14 protein-coding genes are annotated in these 17,380 nt (G+C 68.6%); 10 read left to right on the top strand and 4 right to left on the bottom strand.

The annotated features are described in order from the left end of the window. Position 1: 1 nt before the first annotated feature. The 10 genes from HZ321_RS17990 (at position 2) to HZ321_RS17945 (ending at position 11,434) form a co-directional block, all read left to right on the top strand. Complete coding sequence (locus HZ321_RS17990) at positions 2–1,528, top strand: aldehyde dehydrogenase family protein (protein WP_181703787.1); 1,527 nt, start codon at positions 2–4, stop codon at positions 1,526–1,528. 33 nt (positions 1,529–1,561) lie between these two features. After that, on the top strand, positions 1,562–2,629 hold the full coding sequence (locus HZ321_RS17985) for a LacI family transcriptional regulator (RefSeq protein ID WP_181703786.1): 1,068 nt from the start codon (positions 1,562–1,564) through the stop codon (positions 2,627–2,629). A gap of 101 nt (positions 2,630–2,730) precedes the next feature. Continuing rightward, on the top strand, positions 2,731–3,972 hold the full coding sequence (locus HZ321_RS17980; protein ID WP_181703785.1) for an ABC transporter substrate-binding protein: 1,242 nt from the start codon (positions 2,731–2,733) through the stop codon (positions 3,970–3,972). Between the two features lie 171 nt (positions 3,973–4,143). Continuing rightward, positions 4,144–5,073, top strand: coding sequence for a carbohydrate ABC transporter permease (locus HZ321_RS17975; protein WP_342343874.1), 930 nt, complete (start codon positions 4,144–4,146; stop codon positions 5,071–5,073). Continuing rightward, on the top strand, positions 5,063–5,944 hold the full coding sequence (locus HZ321_RS17970; protein WP_181703783.1) for a carbohydrate ABC transporter permease: 882 nt from the start codon (positions 5,063–5,065) through the stop codon (positions 5,942–5,944). Before HZ321_RS17975 ends, HZ321_RS17970 begins: the two co-directional genes overlap by 11 nt. A gap of 5 nt (positions 5,945–5,949) precedes the next feature. Beyond that, a complete protein-coding gene (locus tag HZ321_RS17965) occupies positions 5,950–7,065 on the top strand; it encodes an ABC transporter ATP-binding protein (protein WP_181703782.1) in 1,116 nt (371 codons plus the stop codon). Positions 7,066–7,133: 68 nt separating this feature from the next. Next, positions 7,134–8,654, top strand: coding sequence for a GMC oxidoreductase (locus HZ321_RS17960; protein WP_181703781.1), 1,521 nt, complete (start codon positions 7,134–7,136; stop codon positions 8,652–8,654). Further along, complete coding sequence (locus HZ321_RS17955) at positions 8,651–9,415, top strand: 3-ketoacyl-ACP reductase (protein ID WP_181703780.1); 765 nt, start codon at positions 8,651–8,653, stop codon at positions 9,413–9,415. Before HZ321_RS17960 ends, HZ321_RS17955 begins: the two co-directional genes overlap by 4 nt. 46 nt (positions 9,416–9,461) lie before the next feature. Continuing rightward, positions 9,462–11,123: a GMC family oxidoreductase gene (locus HZ321_RS17950; protein ID WP_181703779.1), complete on the top strand. Its 1,662-nt coding sequence runs from the start codon at positions 9,462–9,464 to the stop codon at positions 11,121–11,123. After that, complete coding sequence (locus tag HZ321_RS17945) at positions 11,120–11,434, top strand: Dabb family protein (protein WP_181703778.1); 315 nt, start codon at positions 11,120–11,122, stop codon at positions 11,432–11,434. The genes HZ321_RS17950 and HZ321_RS17945 overlap by 4 nt, the downstream gene beginning before the upstream one ends. A 7-nt stretch (positions 11,435–11,441) precedes the next feature. Here the strand turns inward: HZ321_RS17945 and iolB are convergent, their stop codons facing one another. The 4 genes from iolB to HZ321_RS17925 all read right to left on the bottom strand — a co-directional run bounded on the left by iolB (position 11,442) and on the right by HZ321_RS17925 (position 17,237). Then, positions 11,442–12,239, bottom strand: coding sequence for a 5-deoxy-glucuronate isomerase (gene iolB / locus HZ321_RS17940; RefSeq protein WP_181703777.1), 798 nt, complete (start codon positions 12,237–12,239; stop codon positions 11,442–11,444). Positions 12,240–12,251: 12 nt separating this feature from the next. Then, positions 12,252–13,136, bottom strand: a complete 885-nt coding sequence (gene iolE, locus HZ321_RS17935; protein ID WP_181703776.1) for a myo-inosose-2 dehydratase — start codon at positions 13,134–13,136, stop codon at positions 12,252–12,254. A 266-nt stretch (positions 13,137–13,402) separates the two neighbouring features. Beyond that, positions 13,403–15,277 (bottom strand): 3D-(3,5/4)-trihydroxycyclohexane-1,2-dione acylhydrolase (decyclizing), encoded by a 1,875-nt coding sequence (gene iolD / locus HZ321_RS17930; protein WP_181703775.1) that lies wholly within the window; start codon positions 15,275–15,277, stop codon positions 13,403–13,405. Between the two features lie 49 nt (positions 15,278–15,326). Continuing rightward, positions 15,327–17,237, bottom strand: a complete 1,911-nt coding sequence (locus tag HZ321_RS17925) for a bifunctional 5-dehydro-2-deoxygluconokinase/5-dehydro-2-deoxyphosphogluconate aldolase (protein ID WP_181703774.1) — start codon at positions 17,235–17,237, stop codon at positions 15,327–15,329. Positions 17,238–17,380: the final 143 nt, after the last annotated feature.

Raw genomic sequence — 17,380 nt, 5'->3', positions numbered from 1 at the left:
CATGACGCTCGCCATCAACCCCGCCGCGCTTGCCGAGGCCGCCGCCGGCCCGACGCGCTACCGCATGCTGATCGACGGCGCCTTCGTCGACGGTGCGGAGGGGCGCGAAGGGTCGCGCGTCTCGCCGGGCCACGGGGTGGAGGTGAGCCGCTACGCCTTCGGCACGCGCGTCGACGTGGACCGTGCCGTCGCCGCCGCCCGCCGTGCCTTCGACACGGGCCCCTGGCCGCGCCTGAAAGCCGCCGAGCGGTCCGCTGTGCTGCTCAGGGCCGCCGACATCATCGACCGTCGGCGCGAGGAGATCGCGCGCCTCGACGTGATCGAGTCGGGCAAGCCGATCTCCCAGGCCTTGGGCGAGATCGCCGGCGCCGCCGACATCTGGCGCTACGCCGCAGCCCTCTGCCGCACGCTGCACGGCGAGAGCTACGCCAATCTCGGCGACGACATGCTGGGCGTCGTCCTGCGCGAGCCGATCGGCGTGGTCGCGCTCATCACGCCCTGGAACTTCCCCTTCCTGATCATCGCGCAGAAGCTGCCCTTCGCGCTTGCCGCCGGCTGCACGGCCGTGGTGAAGCCGTCGGAGATGACCTCCGCCTCCACGGTGGTGCTCGGCGAGATCCTGATGGAAGCCGGCCTGCCGAACGGCGCCGTCAACATCCTGCTCGGCACCGGCCCGGACGTCGGCGCCCACATGACCGCCCATCCCGGCGTCGACATGGTCTCCTTCACCGGATCCACCCGCGTCGGCCAGGCGACCATGCAGGCCGCCGCGCCGACCTTGAAGAAGGTCGCGATTGAGCTCGGCGGCAAGAACGCCCAGGTGGTCTTCCGCGACGCCGACCTGGAAGCCGCCGTGGACGCGGCCGTCTTCGGTGCCTTCTTCAACGCCGGTGAATGCTGCAACGCCGGCTCTCGCGTCATTCTCCAGGAGGGTCTCGAGGCCGAGTTCCTGGCGGCCTTCGAGGTGCGCGCCCGCAACGTTGTCGTGGGCGATCCCCTCGATCCCCGCACCAAGGTCGGCGCGATCATCACGCCGGACCATCTCCGCCAGATCCATGCCGCCGTCGCCTCGGCCGAAGCCGCCGGCGCGCGCCTCTTTGCCGACGGACGCGGCATCGGAGCCTCAGCCGGCCAGTACATGGGCCCGACCGTGATCGCCGGCGTGAAGCCCGAGATGCCGGTCGCCCGCGACGAGATCTTCGGGCCGGTGCTCTCCGTGCTCTCCTTCCGGACGGCGGAGGAGGCGGCGCAGCTGCTCAACGGCACCGATTACGGCCTCTCGGCCGGCGTCTGGAGCCGCGACATCGACACCTGCATGAACCTTGCACGCGCCGCCCGGACCGGTACGGTGTGGGTCAACACATTCATGGACGGATATCCGGAACTTCCCTTCGGGGGCGCCAAGCAGAGCGGCCTCGGCCGCGAGCTCGGCAAGGCGGCCGTGGAGGACTACACCGAGACGAAAACGATCCAGTTCCACGCCGGCCCGCGTACCGGCTGGTGGGCCACCCCGGCCACCGTAGACTGAGCGCGACCGATCGTGAACGAGAGAGGAAACCCGATGACGGAGGAGCCGATGCCGACCGACGACGCCGCCGTCGCGCACCCGCCCGGGTCCGCCACCCTGCGCACGATCGCGACCATCGCAGGTCTCGGCGTCACCACAGTGTCGAAGGCGCTCAAAGACGCACCCGACATCGGCGAGGCCACCAAGGCGCGCGTCCGCCGCATCGCCAACGAGATCGGCTATCGCCCGAACCGGGCCGGCGTGCGCCTGCGCACAGGCCGCACCAATGTCATCAGCCTGGTGCTCTCGCCCCATGAGGAGCTGATCTCCTTCGGCCTGGAGCTGATCTACGGCATCTCCGAGGTGCTGCGCGGCTCCAGCTACCACCTGGTGGTCACGCCGCATTTCCTCGATCGCGACACCATGGCCCCGATCCGCTACCTCGTGGAGACCAAGTCCGCCGACGGCGTGATCTTCACCCGCACCAGCCCCGACGACGAACGGATCGCCTATCTCCAGCGGCACGGCTTTCCCTTCGTCACTCACGGACGCTCGGCGCTGCCGGAGCCGCACGCCTTCTACGATTACGACAACGAGGCCTTCGCCCGGATGGCCGTGGAGCGGCTCGTAACGGCGGGCGCCCGACGCCTGGCGCTGCTGGAGCCGTCCCCCGCGCTCACCTTTCACCGTCACACGGTGGACGGCTTCCGCGCGGCGGTCGAAGCATACGGCGTCTCCGGAGAAATTCTCGCCGGCATCGACCTCGACACCCCCGTGGATGCGATCGTCGCCGAGGCCCGTCGGATCGCCCTCGGGCCGGACCGCCCGGACGGTTTCGTGCTGCCGGGCGACGTGTCGGCCGCCGCCATCGTCTCCGCCTTCCAGGCCGAGGGACTGGTGATCGGGCGCGACTACCACATCGTTGCCAAGCAGACGCTGCCGATCCTCGGCATGCAGATGCCGGCCGTCGGGCGGATCGGCGAGGACATCCGCCTCGCCGGCCGCGAACTGGCGGCTCTGCTGCTGCGCGCGATCGCAGGCGAGGACCCGGCGACGCTTCAGGCGGTGGAGCAGCCCGACGCGACGCAACGGTTGAGGGCGGCCATGCAACCGGTCGGATGAGAGATCCTGGTTCGTTGACAGGCGGTCACCTGCAACGTTACAGGTAGCACAGGCCATATGGCCGAAGCCCTATACAATGGGGCATGGGAGGAGAAGAACATATGTATAAGCTTCTGATGGGGACCGTGTTCTCGGTCGCGCTCACCGGATCCGTAATGGCTGCGGAGCAGGTGGAGGTTCTGCACTGGTGGACGTCCGGCGGTGAAGCCGCGGCGCTCAACGTGCTCAAGGGCAACCTGGAGAAGGAAGGCGTCGCCTGGCAGGACATGCCGGTTGCCGGCGGTGGTGGCGAGCAGGCCATGACCGTTCTGCGCGCCCGCGTCACCTCCGGCAACCCGCCGACGGCCGTGCAGATGCTCGGCTTCGACATCACCGACTGGGCCGAGCAGGGTGCGCTCGCCGATCTCAACGACCTCGCGGCCAAGGAAGGCTGGGACAAGGTCGTCCCCGAGGCGCTGCAGAAGTTCTCCAAGTATGACGGCAAGTGGGTCGCCGCGCCCGTCAACGTCCACTCCACCAACTGGGTGTGGGCCAACAAGAAGATCTTCGACGAACTCGGCATCGCCGAACCCACCAGCTGGGACGAGCTGATCGCCGCGCTCGACAAGATCAAGGCCGCCGGCAAGGTCGCCGTCGCCCACGGCGGCCAGCCCTGGCAGGACGCGACCATCTTCGACGCCGTCGTGATGTCCACCGGCGGACCGGACTTCTACAAGAAGGCGCTGGTGGACCTCGACCCCGAGGCCCTCGGCTCGGACACCATGAAGACCGCCTTCGAGCGGATGGCGCAGCTGCGCACCTATGTGGACGACAACTTCTCCGGCCGCGACTGGAACCTCGCCTCCGCGATGGTCATCGAGGGCAAGGCCGGCGTTCAGTTCATGGGCGACTGGGCCAAGGGCGAGTTCCTGAAGGCCGGCCAGAAGCCGGGCGTCGACTTCAGCTGCTTCCGCTTCCCGGGCACCCAGGGAACGGTCACCTTCAACTCCGACCAGTTCGCCATGTTCTCGGTCGGTGAAGACAAGCAGGCCGCCCAGGTCAAGCTCGCCGCCGCCATCGCGGAGCCGGGCTTCCAGTCGGCCTTCAACGTGGTCAAGGGCTCGGTCCCGGCACGCACCGACGTGCCCGACACCGACTTCGACGACTGCGGCAAGAAAGGCATGAAGGACCTCGCCGAGGCCTCCGCCTCCGGCAAGCTGTTCGGCTCCATGGCCCACGGCCACGCCGCCCCGGCTGCCGTCAAGCAGGCCGTCTACGACGTGGTCACCGCGGCCTTCAACGGCCAGGTCGATCCGGCGGCCGCCACCAAGCAGCTGGTGGAAGCGGTCGCCGCCGCGCAGTGACGGGTGCGGTCTTGGCGGGCGGCGTTACGGCGCTCGCCCGCCATGCCGGACCACCGCGGACTCCCGGTGCGTTGCCGGGTGCCCCCGGGGCTTTCACCGTCCGCATCTCGATCTGTCCCCGGCGGCTCGTCCGCCGGGGATCCCCCTGACATCTCCCGCGAGGATAGACCCGTGTCGATCACGCAGACCGAAACCGTGCCGATCGTGACGACGGCCACCGCGCGCGAGCGGCTCCAGGGCTGGCTGCCGAGGCTCGTCCTGGCGCCGAGCTTCGCGGCCGTGCTGCTGTTCGTCTACGGCTTCATCCTCTTCACCTTCTATCTCTCCTTCACCAACTCGAAGATCCTGCCGAACTTCACTTTTGTCGGCCTGCAGAACTACGAGAAGCTGTTCGCCGCGCCGAACTGGTGGACCGCGCTGTCGAACCTCGCCATCTTCGGCGGCCTCTACATCGTGATCTGCACGATTGTCGGGCTCGGCCTCGCGATCCTGCTCGACCAGAAGATCCGCGGCGAGGGCCTGCTCCGGCCGATCTACCTCTACCCGATGGCGCTCTCCTTCATCGTCACGGGCACCGCCTGGAAGTGGTTCCTGGATCCCGGCATCGGCGTGGAAACGATCGTCCGCTCCTGGGGCTTCGAGACCTTCACCTTCGACTGGATCAAGAACAACGACATGGCGATCTACACGGTCGTCATCGCCGCCGTCTGGCAGTCCTCCGGCTTCGTGATGGCGATGTTCCTCGCCGGCCTGCGCGGCATCGACAACGAGATACTGAAGGCGGCGCAGATCGACGGCGCCTCCAATTTTCAGCTCTACCGCCGCATCGTGATCCCGCTCCTGAAGCCGGCGTTCCTCAGCGCCTTCGTGGTGCTGGCGCACCTCGCCATCAAGTCCTACGACCTCGTCGTGGCGCTCACCAACGGCGGCCCGGGACGGGCGACCGAGCTGCCCGCCACTTTCATGTATTCCTACACCTTCACCCGCAACCAGATGGGCATCGGCGCCTCCTCGGCGGTCATCATGCTGGTGATGATCGCCTCTGTGATCGTCCCCTACATCTACGCGGAAGTGAAAGGAGGGCAGTCCAATGGCCGTTAGCTCTCCCGATACGGCGGTCCGCACGGGCCGGGTGACGCGGGCGCTGATCTACGCGCTGCTGATCGTCTTCGCCGTCTACTACCTCTTGCCGTTCTACGTGATGGTGGTGAACTCGTTCAAACCGCTGGACGAGATCCGCGGTGGGGCGATGCTTGCACTGCCCAAGCTCTTCACCGTCGAGCCCTGGCTGACCGCCTGGAACTCCGCGCAGATCGGCGTCTCGCCAACCGGCCTCTCGCCCTACTTCATCAACTCCATCCTGATGGTGGTGCCGGCCGTGGCGCTCTCAACCGTCTTCGGGGCGATCAACGGCTACGTGCTCACCAAGTGGCGCTTCCCCGGCCACGACATCGTCTTCGGCATGATGCTGCTCGCCTGCTTCATTCCGTTCCAGATCGTCCTGATCCCGATGGCCCGCATCCTCGGCCTCGTCGGCCTCGCCGGCTCCACGCCGGGGCTCGTGATGGTGCACGTGGTCTACGGCATCGGCTTTACCACGCTCTTCTTCCGCAACTACTACGAGGCCTTCCCGACCGAATTGGTGAAGGCCGCGCAGATCGACGGGGCGAGCTTCTGGCAGATCTTCTTCCGCATCCTGCTGCCGTCGTCCGGCCCGATCATCGTGGTCACCGTCATCTGGCAGTTCACCAACGTCTGGAACGACTTCCTCTTCGGTGCCTCGTTCGGCGACTTCGACTCCATGCCGATGACGGTGGCGCTCAACAACCTGGTGTCCTCGTCCACCGGCGTGAAGGAATACAACGTCCACTTCGCCGGCGCGATCATGGCCGCGCTCCCCACCCTCGTCGTCTACATCGTCTCCGGACGCTACTTCGTGCGCGGCCTGATGGCGGGCGCAGTTAAGGGCTGAAACCAATGGCATTCCTCGAGATCGACAGCCTCATCAAGCGTTTCGGCCCGGTGGAGGTGCTGAAGGGCATCAACCTCCAGGTCGAGGAGGGCGGCTTCCTGGTGCTCGTCGGCCCGTCCGGCTGCGGCAAGTCCACGCTGCTGTCCATGATCGCCGGCCTCGATACGATCAGCGAGGGCGAGATCCGCATCAAGGGCAAGCGGGTCAACGAGCTGCCGCCGTCCCAGCGCGACATCGCCATGGTGTTCCAGTCCTACGCGCTCTATCCGAACATGACGGTGGGCGGGAACATCGCCTTCGGCCTGGAGATGCGCGGTGTCGACAAGGCCGAACGCGACAAGGCGGTGGCCCGCGTCGCCGACATGCTGCAGATCGGTCACCTCCTCAACCGCAAGCCGAGCCAGCTCTCCGGTGGCCAGCGCCAGCGCGTCGCCATGGGCCGCGCCCTGGTGCGCGACCCGCAGGTCTTCCTGTTCGACGAGCCGCTCTCCAACCTCGACGCCAAGCTGCGCGTCGATATGCGCACCGAGATCAAGCGGCTGCACCAGAAGATGGGCACCACCATCGTCTACGTGACGCACGACCAGATCGAGGCGATGACGCTCGCCACCCAGATCGCCGTGCTGAAGGATGGCGTGCTGCAGCAGTTCGGCACCCCGGCGGAGATCTACAACGACCCGGTCAACGTCTTCGTCGCCGACTTCATGGGCTCGCCGGCGATGAACCTCGTCCCCGCCCGCGTGACGGCCAACGGCAGCGCGGTGGCGGTGGCCCTAAAGCGCGACAACGAGCCGGATCTTCTCCTGGAAGCCGGCCGTGGCGCTGCGTCGCTCGCCCGCCACGACGGCCGCGAGATTCTGCTCGGCATCCGCCCTGAGGCGATCACCGACACCGACGGCGCCGACCGCACCGCGCGCACGGTGGTCCACGCCGGCTGCCACGTCGACGTCGTGGAGCCCGCGGGATCCGACACCTTCGTGGTGACGCGCCTTGGCGCCCGCGAAGTGATCGCGCGCATGCGCTCCGACGCCCGCGTCCGCCCCGGCGAGCGGGTCGACTTCGCCTTCAACATGGACAAGGCGGTGTTCTTCGATCCGGCGACCCAGGCTCGCGTCGCCTGACAATGGTTCGTCGAGGCCCGGCGGCAGACGCCGGGCACTCCAAGGCGTAAGATTTGGAACGTTCCAATATGACTGGTTCCCCCGACATCGTCATCATCGGCTCCGGCATGGGCGGCGCCACATTCGCCGCCGGGATCGCCGGGCACGGCGCGCGGGTGACCATCCTGGAGCGCGGCGAGCGGCTGGCGGACCTGCCGGAGAACCGCGACCCGCGCGCCATCTTCCAGCGCGGCCATTTCCGCCCGAAGGAGATGTGGGTGGACGCGGCCGGCGTGCCGTTCAATCCCGGCAACTACGCCAATGTCGGCGGCAATACCAAGTTCTACGGCGCGGTGCTGATCCGCTATCGGCGCGAGGACTTCGACGTTCTCGAGCACATGGAGGGCGTCTCGCCCGCCTGGCCGGTGAGCTACGAGGAATTCGAACCCTTCTACACCGCCGCCGAACGGCTCTACGAAGTCCGCGGCAAGGCCGGAGACGACCCGACCGAGCCGCCGCATTCCGCGCCCTATCCCCACCCGCCGGTGCCGGACGAACCGGCGATCGCCATCGTCCGCGAGCGCATGGCCCGAGCGGGCCTGCGGCCCTTCTCGCTTCCGCTCGGCGTCGACATCGAACGCTGGCTGAAGCGGGCCTCGACGCCGTGGGACGCCTATCCGAACACCGACTTCGGCAAGTCCGACGCGGAGACCTGCGGCCTCAAGGCGGCGCTGAAGGACCCGGACATCAGCCTCGTCACCGGCGCGCGGGTGACCCGGCTGGTCGCCGGGGCGGGTGGCCAAATCACGGCCGTCGAGTACGAGAAGGGCGGGGAGGTGCACCGCTTGACGCCCAAGCTGGTCGTACTTGCCGCCGGCGCCGTGCAGTCGGCCGCCCTGCTGCTCGCCTCCGCCGACGAGGCGCACCCGACCGGACTTGCCAACCGCTCCGACCAGGTCGGGCGCAATTTCATGAACCACAACTCGTCGGCCATGCTGGCCATCGACCCGCGCTGGCGGAACACCTCCGTCTACCAGAAGACGCTCGGCATCAATGACTTCTACTTCACCGACGGCGCCGGCGGCCCGCCGCTCGGCAACGTCCAACTGCTCGGCCGCGTCACCGCGCCCATCCTCAAGGCCAACCTGCCGCGCCTGCCGGAGTTCGCGCTGAAGCCCTTCGCGGACCACGCGGTGGACTGGTACCTCATGAGCGAGGACCTGCCCGACCCGGAAAGCCGAGTGACGCTCGACGGCCCGCGCATCCGCCTGAACTGGAAGCGGTCCAACATGAAGGCGCATGCCCGGCTGGTGTCCGTCATGCGCGAGCGCTGCCGGGCGGCGGGCTTTCCGATCGTGCTTGCCAAGGGCTTCGACCGCCGCACGCCGTCGCACCAGTGCGGCACGGTCCGTATCGGCCGCGACCCGGCGGAGGCGCCGCTCGACGTCTTCAGCCGCGCCTTCGAGCACCCGAACCTCTTCGTGGTGGATGCCAGTGTGCTGCCCACCTCCGCCGCGGTAAACCCGGCGCTCACCGTCGCTGCCCAGGCGCTCCGGGCGGCCGACCACGTGCTGAAGACCGAATTCGCAGCCGCCGGAGGCCTAGCATGAGCCGGCCCGTCGCCCTCGTCACCGGCGGCCGCCGCGGCATCGGCCGGGCCGTCGCCGAACAGCTCGCCGCTGCCGGCTTCGACATCGCCATCGCCGACCTCGTCGCCGACGAGGCGATGGCCGAGGCGGTCGCCGCCGTCGAGAAGCACGGCGCCTACGCCCATGCCGAGGTGCTCGACGTCGCCGACGTCGCCGGCCACGCGGAGGCGCTCAAAGGCATCGAGCGGGCGCTCGGCCGCATCGATTGCCTCGTCAACAACGCCGGCCGCGGCGCCGTCGTCCGCGGCGACCTGCTCGACCTCACGCCGGAGAACTTCGACGCGGTGATGGACGTGAACCTGAAGGGCACGTTGTTCCTCACCCAGGCGGTGGTTCGCCGCATGCTGGAGACGCCGTCCGAGCATCTGCGCTCGATCGTCACGATCTCCTCGGTGAGCGCGGAGGCCGCCAGCCCCGAACGGGCCGACTACTGCATCTCCAAGGCCGGGCTCTCCATGTTCGTCCGCACGCTGGCGCTCCGCCTCGCCGACACCGGCATCGGCGTCTACGAAGTCCGGCCCGGCATCATCCGCACCGACATGACCGCCGGCGTGGCGGAGAAATACGACAGGCTGATCGACGGCGGCCTCGTCCCGCAGCGCCGCTGGGGCGAGCCGGCCGACGTGGCGCGGGCGGTGGTGATGCTGGCGCGCGGCGACCTCGCCTTCAGCCAGGGCCAGATCGTCGACGTCGGCGGCGGACTTTCGCTGCCGCGGCTTTGACACGTTGAGGAATGGGTCCCGGCCGGGACCGCAAGAGGTGAATGCCATGGTCGACTACATCATCGCGGGCGGCGGCCCGGCGGGCTGCGTGCTGGCCAACCGCCTGTCGGAGGATCCCACCGTCTCCGTGCTCCTCCTGGAGGCCGGCGGCCTCGACCGGCACTTCCTGTTCCACATGCCGGCGGGCTTCGCCAAGATGACCAAGGGCATCGCCTCGTGGGGCTGGTCGACGGTACCCCAGCGCCATATGCAGGACCGCGTGCTCTGGTACACCCAGGCCAAGGTGATCGGCGGCGGGTCGTCGATCAACGCCCAGCTCTACACCCGCGGAAACCGGGCGGATTACGACGAGTGGGCGGGCGAGCACGGCTGCTCCGGCTGGTCCTACGAGGAGGTGCTGCCCTACTTCAAGCGCGCCGAGGACAACCAGTCCTTCGTCAACGACTACCACGCCTACGGCGGGCCGCTCGGCGTCTCCAACCCGCTCGCCATGCTGCCGATCTGCGATGCCTTCTTCCGCGCGGCGCAGGAGCTCGGCATCCCCTACAACCACGACTTCAACGGCGCCGTCCAGGACGGCATCGGCCCCTACCAGCTCACCCAGAAGAACGGCCGCCGCTCCTCTGCCTCGGTCGCCTACCTCAACCCCATCCGCGACCGGAAGAACCTGACGGTCGCCTCCGGCGCCAACGTGCTGCGGGTCGTGGTGGAGAAGGGCAGGGCCGTTGGCGTCGAATATGCGCTGGAGGGCTCGGGTCAGAAGCTGGTCGCGCGCGCGGACCGCGAGGTGATCGTCACGGCCGGCGCGATCGGCTCGCCGCGCCTCCTGATGCTCTCCGGCATCGGCCCGGCCGACCACCTGCGCTCGGTCGGGATCGAGCCGGTCCACGACCTGCCGGGCGTCGGCTCCAACCTGCAGGACCACCTGGACCTCTTCGTCATCGCCGAATGCACCGGCGACCACACCTACGACAACTACGCCAAGCTCCACCGCACCGCCTGGGCGGGGCTCCAGTACCTCCTCTTCAAGCGTGGCCCGGCCGCTTCCAGCCTCTTCGAGACCGGCGGCTTCTGGTACGCCGACAAGACCGCCCGCTCGCCGGACATCCAGTTCCACCTCGGCCAGGGCTCCGGCATCGAGGCGGGCGTTGCCAAGATGTCCAACCCCGGCGTGACGCTGAACTCTGCCTTCCTGCGCCCACGCTCGCGCGGAACCGTCCGCCTCGCCTCCGCCGATCCGGCGGCGATGCCGCTGATCGATCCCAACTACTGGGAGGACCCGTACGACCGCAGGATGTCCATCGAAGGCCTGAAGCTCGCCCGCGAGATCGTCCGTCAGAAGGCCTTGGAGCCCTTCGTGATGCGCGAGGTGCTGCCCGGCCCGGATCGGATGACCGACGAGGATCTCTTCCACTACGGCTGCGCCAACGCCAAGACCGACCACCACCCCGCCGGCACCTGCAAGATGGGCGTCGACCCCATGGCCGTGGTCGCGCCGGACCTGACGGTGCACGGCCTGCCCGGCCTGCGCGTCTGCGACAGCTCGGTGATGCCGCGCGTCAACTCCTCCAACACCAACGCCCCGACGATCATGATTGCGGAAAAAGCCGCCGATCACATCCGCGGCCGTGCGATGCTGCCAAAGGTAACGCTGAATCGGCAGGCCGCGGCTGCCCGGTCCGCCGTCCCGCAGGAGGTTTCCGCATGATCCGACACGTGGTGCTCGTGAAGTTCGCCCGCGACGTCTCGCGCGAAGAGCGCGACGAGATCTTCGCCGATCTGGCGGCGCTGAAGGCGCGCGTCCCGGGCTTCCTCGCCTTTGCCGCCGGGCCGAACGTGTCGCCCGAGAACCTCGACCGCGGCTTCACGGAAGGCTTCGTCGTGACTTTCGATAGCCCCGAGGGGCGCGACCGCTACCTCGCCGACGAGGAGCACGGCCGCGTCGGCGCCCGCCTCGTTTCAGCCGCCGAGGGCGGCATCGACGGCCTGATCGTCTTCGACCTGGAAACCCCGGACTGACCTTGGCTCACGCCTTCAGCAGCCATTCGTGTTCCGGGGCGTTGTGGAACTTCCAGGTCCGCACCGGACCGGCCATGACGTTGAGGTAGTAGAGGTCGTAGCCGTGGATGGTGGCGCAGGGGTGATACCCCTTCGGCACCAGCGTCACGTCGCCGTTCTCCACCGCCATCGCTTCGTCGAGCGACCGGTCGTCCGTGTAGACCCGCTGGAAGGCGAAGCCCTGCGGCGGGTTCAGCCGGTGATAGTAGGTTTCCTCCAGGAACGACTGGCGCGGCAGGTCGTCCTCGTCGTGCCGGTGCGGCGGATAGCTGGAGGTGTTGCCGCCGGGGGTGATTACCTCCACCACAAGCAGCGAATCCGCCGGCTCTCCCTCAGGCAGGATGTTGGTGACGTGGCGCGTGTTGGAGCCCTTGCCGCGTACCTCCTGTGAGACCTGGTCCGGGCCGATCAGCCGCGGCGGGCGCGCACCGGGCACCCCGGGCGCCGAGCAGATCGCCACGGTTGCCGCCGTGTCCGCCCGGACGCTCCAGTCCGAGCCGGCCGGCACATAGACCGAATGCGGCTTGCCGGCGAAGGGCGACATCCGCTCGCCGACGATGCCGAAGTCGACACCGCCCGCCGAGATGTGCGCCTTGCCTTCGACCAGCACCAGGCAGACCTCGCGCGTGCCGGTGTCGCCGGCGATACGGTCGTAGGGCGCGAGCCGCTGCAGCTCGAACCCCACATAGGTCCAGCCGGCGGTCTCCGGCGTCACCGACACGATCGGGCCATGGTCACCGGACGGCTTGACGAGGAGCTTCGACATGGGTCCCGCCCTTCAGCGCTTGAGGCCCGCTTCGGCGAGGAAGCGGACAAGGTTGGCGTAGCCCAGCGTGACATACTGCTTCGGGTTCGCCTTCTCCGGATCCTGCTCGGCCTCGATCACCACCCAGCCGGAATAATCAGGGAGTTCTTTGAACACGGAGACGTAGTCGACGCGTCCGTCACCGGGCACCGTGTAGACCCCGGCGAGCACGCTGTCGAGGAACGACCAGTCGCCCGCCTCGCTCTCCGCCCGAACGGCCTCGCGCACGTCCTTGCAGTGGATATGGCCGATCCGGTCGCGGTAGAGTCGGGCGAGCCGCACGGGATCCGCACCGCCCCAGGTCGCATGTCCGGTATCGAGCAGCAGCTTCACCGCCGGGCCGGTACCGGCCATGAACCGGTCGATCTCCGCCTCGGTCTGGATCACCGTTCCCATGTGGTGGTGATAGACCAGCTGCAGCCCCGCCTCCCGGACCAGCTCGGCGAAGCGCGTCATGCGCGGCAGGAACACCGCCCACTCCGCCTCTGTCATGACGGGCCGCGTGGAGAGCGGCGCGGACTTCACGCCATGGACGGTACGGGTGCACTCGCAGACGATCAGCACCTCCGCTCCCGCCCCCTTGCGAAGGGCGATGGCGTCCGCAGCAGCCGCGAACTCGGCTTCGGCGTCACGCTCCAGGAGAAAGGTGGAGTACCAGCCGGACACGAACACGAGCCCGAACTCGGCCAGCTTGCCCTTCAGGGCCTCCGCCGTCTTCGGGAACTTGTTGCCGAGCTCCATGCCCTCGATTCCGATGGCCTTGGCCTCCGACAGGCAGGTCTCCAGCGGGATGTTCCCGCCGATCTCGATCATATCGTCGTTGGACCAGCAGATCGGGTTGGCGCCGATGCGGATCATGGATGGTTTGCTCCCGGGTCAGACATAAGGGCGGCGCGTGCCGCTGAATGGTCGCGGTGCCGATCGAAACACGTCATGGTCCGCGCAGGCGGACCACCCACGCATTCCGTCATCGGCCCCGCAGCGCGTCCGGCACGGTTGCGCCGGAAACATGCGTGGGTGGTCCGCCTGCGCGGACCATGACGACGAGCGGTGGAGACGAAGACATCAACCGTCCGGTCGAAGCCATCGACGGCGCGGCTGTCCCCAAACAACGCACCATCCTCTCAATTCACCAGCCGCTGCCGCTGGACGGCCGTCTCGTAGGCCGAGCGGGCGCGGTTGACCTCCGGCCGAACGCTCACCTCTGGCACGGCGACATCCCACCAGTGGCCGCCGGCCTCGGTGGTGATCAGCGGGTCGGTGTCGATCACGACGACGGTGGTGCGGTCGTTGCCCTTCGCTTCGCCGAGTGCCGCTTCAAGCTCTCCGATCCCGCCGACCTTCCGCGCGATCGCGCCGAGGGCTTCGGCGTGGCGGGCGAAATCGATGTCGGGCAGCGTGACGTGCCGCGTGTGCTCCAGGAGATTGTTGAAGTTCGCGCCACCGGTCGCCATCTGCAGCCGGTTGATGCAGCCGAAGCCGCGGTTGTCGAGCACGACGATCGTCAGTTTCAGCCCGAGCATGACCGACGTGGCGATCTCCGAGTTCATCATCAGGTAGGAGCCGTCGCCGACCATCACGACGACCTCCTCATTCGGCTTGGCCATCTTGACGCCGACGCCCCCGGCGATCTCGTAGCCCATGGTCGAGAAGCCGTATTCCAGGTGATAGCTGCCCGGCGCGCCGGCTTGCCAAAGCTTGTGCAGTTCGCCCGGCAGCCCGCCCGATGCGCAGACCAGCGTGGCGGTCGAGCCGAACGCCCGCTGCACGGCGCCGATCACCTCCCCGTCCGACGGAAGGCTGTTGCCGGCCCGCTCGCCCGCGCCGCCGGTCTCGCGCGACGCTGTCGCGTCGGCCACCGCCGCAAGCCAGCCGTCCCGCTCGCGGGCGGCGCGCGCCTGCCAATCGGCGGGGGCGGCATAGGATCCGAGCTCCAGCGAGAGCTCTCCGAGACCCGCCCGCGCGTCGGCGACGAGCGGCAGCGCGCTGTGCTTGCCGGCGTCGAACGGCTGCACGTTCAGCCCGATGATCCGCACCTGCTCGTCCTTGAAGAGCGCCCAGGAGCCGGTCGTGAAGTCCTGCAGCCTCGATCCGACGGCCAGGATCACGTCCGCCTCTTCCGCGAGTGCATTGGAGGCCGACGAGCCCGTCACGCCGATGGCGCCGAGGTTGAGCGCATGATCGTGCGGCAGGCTGGACTTGCCCGCCTGCGTTTCGGCAACCGGAATGCCGTGCTTCTCCGCGAAAGCCGTCAGCGCCTGCGTTGCGCCCGAGTAGAGCACGCCGCCACCGGCGACGATCAGCGGCCGCGCCGCGCCCCGCAGTGCGCGAACCGCCTCCGCCAACTCGTCCTCCGACGGCCGTACCCGCCGCGACCGCCAGACCCGCTCAGCGAAGAACGTTTCGGGATAGTCGTAGGCTTCCGCCTGCACGTCCTGGCAGAGCGACAGCGTCACCGGTCCGCAGTCGGCGGGGTCGGTCAGCACCTGCATGGCGCGGGTGAGCGCCGGGACGAGCTGCTCCGGCCGAGTCAGCCGGTCGTAGTAGCGCGACACCGGGCGGAAGCAGTCGTTGGCGGAAACGGTTCCGTCGCCGAAATCCTCCACCTGCTGCAGCACCGGGTCCGGCCGACGGCTGGCGAACACGTCGCCGGGAAGGATCAGCATCGGCAGCCGGTTGACGTGGGCGAGCGCGGCGGCGGTGACGACGTTGAGCGCGCCGGGTCCGATGGATGTCGTCACCGCCATCATGCGCCGGCGGAAGTTCGCCTTGGCGTAGGCGATGGCGGCGTGCGCCATGCCCTGCTCGTTGTGGGCGCGGAAGGTCGGCAGCTCGTCCCGGATCTGGTGGAGCGCCTCCCCGAGCCCGGCCACGTTGCCGTGGCCGAAGATCGCCCACACGCCGCCGAAGATCGGCACGACCTCTCCGTCGATCTCCGTCTTCTGGGCGGCAAGGAAGCGGGTGAGCGCCTGCGCCATGGTGAGGCGGATCGTTGTCATTGCGGTTTCCTCTGCCTCCGGTCGGCCCTTGCGGCCTTGTTGTTCGCGCTCAGGCGGCCTTGGTGCGGACGACCTCGGACCAAGCCCGGACCAGCGTCTCGAACCGCCCGGCCATGTCGGCCACCGCCGCCTCGTCGGTGATCTCCCCGGCGAGCCAGCGGGCGGCCGCATCGGCGAAGATCGTCCGCCCCACGGCAAAGCCCTTGACCAGCGCGGAGCTCGACGCGGCCCGGAACGCCGCCTGAAGAGCCTCCGTCGGCGCCTCCAGGCCAAGCATCACGATGCCCCGGCAATACGGGTCATTGGCGCGGATCACTGCCTCGATCCGCCGCCAGGCGGCCGGGTTCTCCTGCGGTTCCAGCTTCCACCAGTCCGGCCGGATCTTGAGATCGTAGAGCCTCTGCACGACGTCCGCCACAGTGGTCTCGGTCAGCGGTCCGTGCTTGCCCGCGATGATCTCCACCAGCAGCTCCCGACCGACGGTGCGCGCGGCGTCGTTCAGCCGGAGCAACTCCCGCTCCTGCTTCGCCTTCAGGTCCTCAGGATCGTCGGGATGGTAGAAGCAGAGGCACTTGACGGTGTGCCCGATCGGCCATTCCGTCAGGTGGCTGCCGAGATCCGGCATCCCGTCGAAGTCGAGGGGGCGCGATCCCGGCTTCTCCACCGGCCGCCCGATCCAGAAGCCCTGCCGGGCGGCCTTGAACAGCGCCTTCGTGCCATGCGTGCCGTCGAGCAGCATGCCGAAGCCCGGCCGGCCCTTTGCCACCCGCGCCGCGGCTTCGACGGCGAGCACCTTGAAGTCGGCGATCCGCTCGCGCGAGGCGCCCACCCGGTCCGCCACCTCCTCCAGCTGCATGCGGTGATCGATGGCGAGTGCCACGAGGCTGTCCGGCTGGGCCCGGCGCGTGGTCGCCCAATGCACGTGGTTGAGGTCCGGATCCAGGCGCAGGGCGCGGAACCGGCTCCCCTTGGCGAGGAAAAGCTCCAGCTCGTCGAAGGTCGGATACTCCGGCGAGCAGAGCAGGCGCGAGACCGCGAAGGCACCGCAGGCATTGGCCCAGGTGGCGGCGGTGGCGAGGCTCTCGCCCCGCAGCCAGCCACGCAGGAAGCCCGACATGAAGGCGTCGCCGGCCCCGAGCACGTTGTAGACCTCGATCGGAAAGCCGCGGCCGACGATCCCGTCCTCCAGGTCGTCGGAGATAGGCCCGTCGTAGACGATGCAGCCCATCGCGCCCCGCTTGAGAACGACGGTGGCATCGGAGACGGCGCGGATCGCCTTGAGAGCGGAAAGCACGTCGCCTTCGCCGGAAGCGATCATGATCTCCTCTTCGGTGCCGACGACGAGGTCGCAATCCGGCAGGACGGCCTTCAGGTGGGCGGAGACCCTGTCGGACTTCACGTAGCGTTCGAAGCCCGCGTCGTGGCCGGCGAGGCCCCAGAGGTTCGGGCGGTAGTCGACGTCGAACACCACCTTGGTGCCGGCAGCCTTGGCGATGCGGATCGCCTTCTTCTGTGCCGCGTCGCTGTTCGGGCGCGAGAAGTGGGTGCCGGTGACGACGATCGACGCGGCGGAGCGGATCAGCGCCTCATCGATGTCGCCCTCGTCGAGCGCCATGTCGGCACAGTCGGTCCGGTAGAAGATCATCGGGCTGACGCCCTCGTCCTCCACCGCCAGCAGCACCAGGGCGGTCAGCCGCGCGGGATCGGTCTTCACGCCGTCGACCGACACGCCCTCGCGCGCGAGCTGCTCGCGGATGAAGCCGCCCATTTGCTCAGCCCCGACGCGGGTGATCAGGCCGGACTTGAGGCCGAGCCGCGCCGTGCCGATGGCGATGTTCGCCGGGCAGCCGCCGACCGACTTGGCGAACGACGTGATGTCCTCCAGCCGCGATCCGATCTGCTGGCCGTAGAGGTCGACGGAGGACCGTCCGATCGTCACGACGTCGAGAGTTCGCTGCATGGAATCCTCCGTCCGCCGTCCGCTTCGGGCGCTTGGCGGGATGGCCGCTCTCCGGCCGGACGGACCGGCGCCAAGCTGTGGGGTGGCGGAGCTTTATCGCGTCGGAATGAAGCACACGTTTCCGATCGCGTCAATCTGGAACA

The organism is Chthonobacter albigriseus (assembly GCF_013839445.1).
Lineage (GTDB): Bacteria > Pseudomonadota > Alphaproteobacteria > Rhizobiales > Pleomorphomonadaceae > Chthonobacter > Chthonobacter albigriseus.
This window is presented reverse-complemented; position numbering and strand designations above follow the sequence as displayed.

Coding starts and splice junctions, on each gene's coding strand:
- iolD (WP_181703775.1), bottom strand. CDS start 15,277: ATGACAACGATCCGCCTCACCATGGCGCAGGCGCTCACCCGCTTCCTT.
- iolE (WP_181703776.1), bottom strand. CDS start 13,136: ATGATCCGCATCGGCGCCAACCCGATCTGCTGGTCCAACGACGATATG.
- iolB (WP_181703777.1), bottom strand. CDS start 12,239: ATGTCGAAGCTCCTCGTCAAGCCGTCCGGTGACCATGGCCCGATCGTG.
- HZ321_RS17960 (WP_181703781.1), top strand. CDS start 7,134: ATGACTGGTTCCCCCGACATCGTCATCATCGGCTCCGGCATGGGCGGC.
- HZ321_RS17970 (WP_181703783.1), top strand. CDS start 5,063: ATGGCCGTTAGCTCTCCCGATACGGCGGTCCGCACGGGCCGGGTGACG.
- HZ321_RS17925 (WP_181703774.1), bottom strand. CDS start 17,237: ATGCAGCGAACTCTCGACGTCGTGACGATCGGACGGTCCTCCGTCGAC.
- HZ321_RS17965 (WP_181703782.1), top strand. CDS start 5,950: ATGGCATTCCTCGAGATCGACAGCCTCATCAAGCGTTTCGGCCCGGTG.
- HZ321_RS17985 (WP_181703786.1), top strand. CDS start 1,562: ATGACGGAGGAGCCGATGCCGACCGACGACGCCGCCGTCGCGCACCCG.
- HZ321_RS17955 (WP_181703780.1), top strand. CDS start 8,651: ATGAGCCGGCCCGTCGCCCTCGTCACCGGCGGCCGCCGCGGCATCGGC.
- HZ321_RS17945 (WP_181703778.1), top strand. CDS start 11,120: ATGATCCGACACGTGGTGCTCGTGAAGTTCGCCCGCGACGTCTCGCGC.
- HZ321_RS17950 (WP_181703779.1), top strand. CDS start 9,462: ATGGTCGACTACATCATCGCGGGCGGCGGCCCGGCGGGCTGCGTGCTG.
- HZ321_RS17980 (WP_181703785.1), top strand. CDS start 2,731: ATGTATAAGCTTCTGATGGGGACCGTGTTCTCGGTCGCGCTCACCGGA.
- HZ321_RS17990 (WP_181703787.1), top strand. CDS start 2: ATGACGCTCGCCATCAACCCCGCCGCGCTTGCCGAGGCCGCCGCCGGC.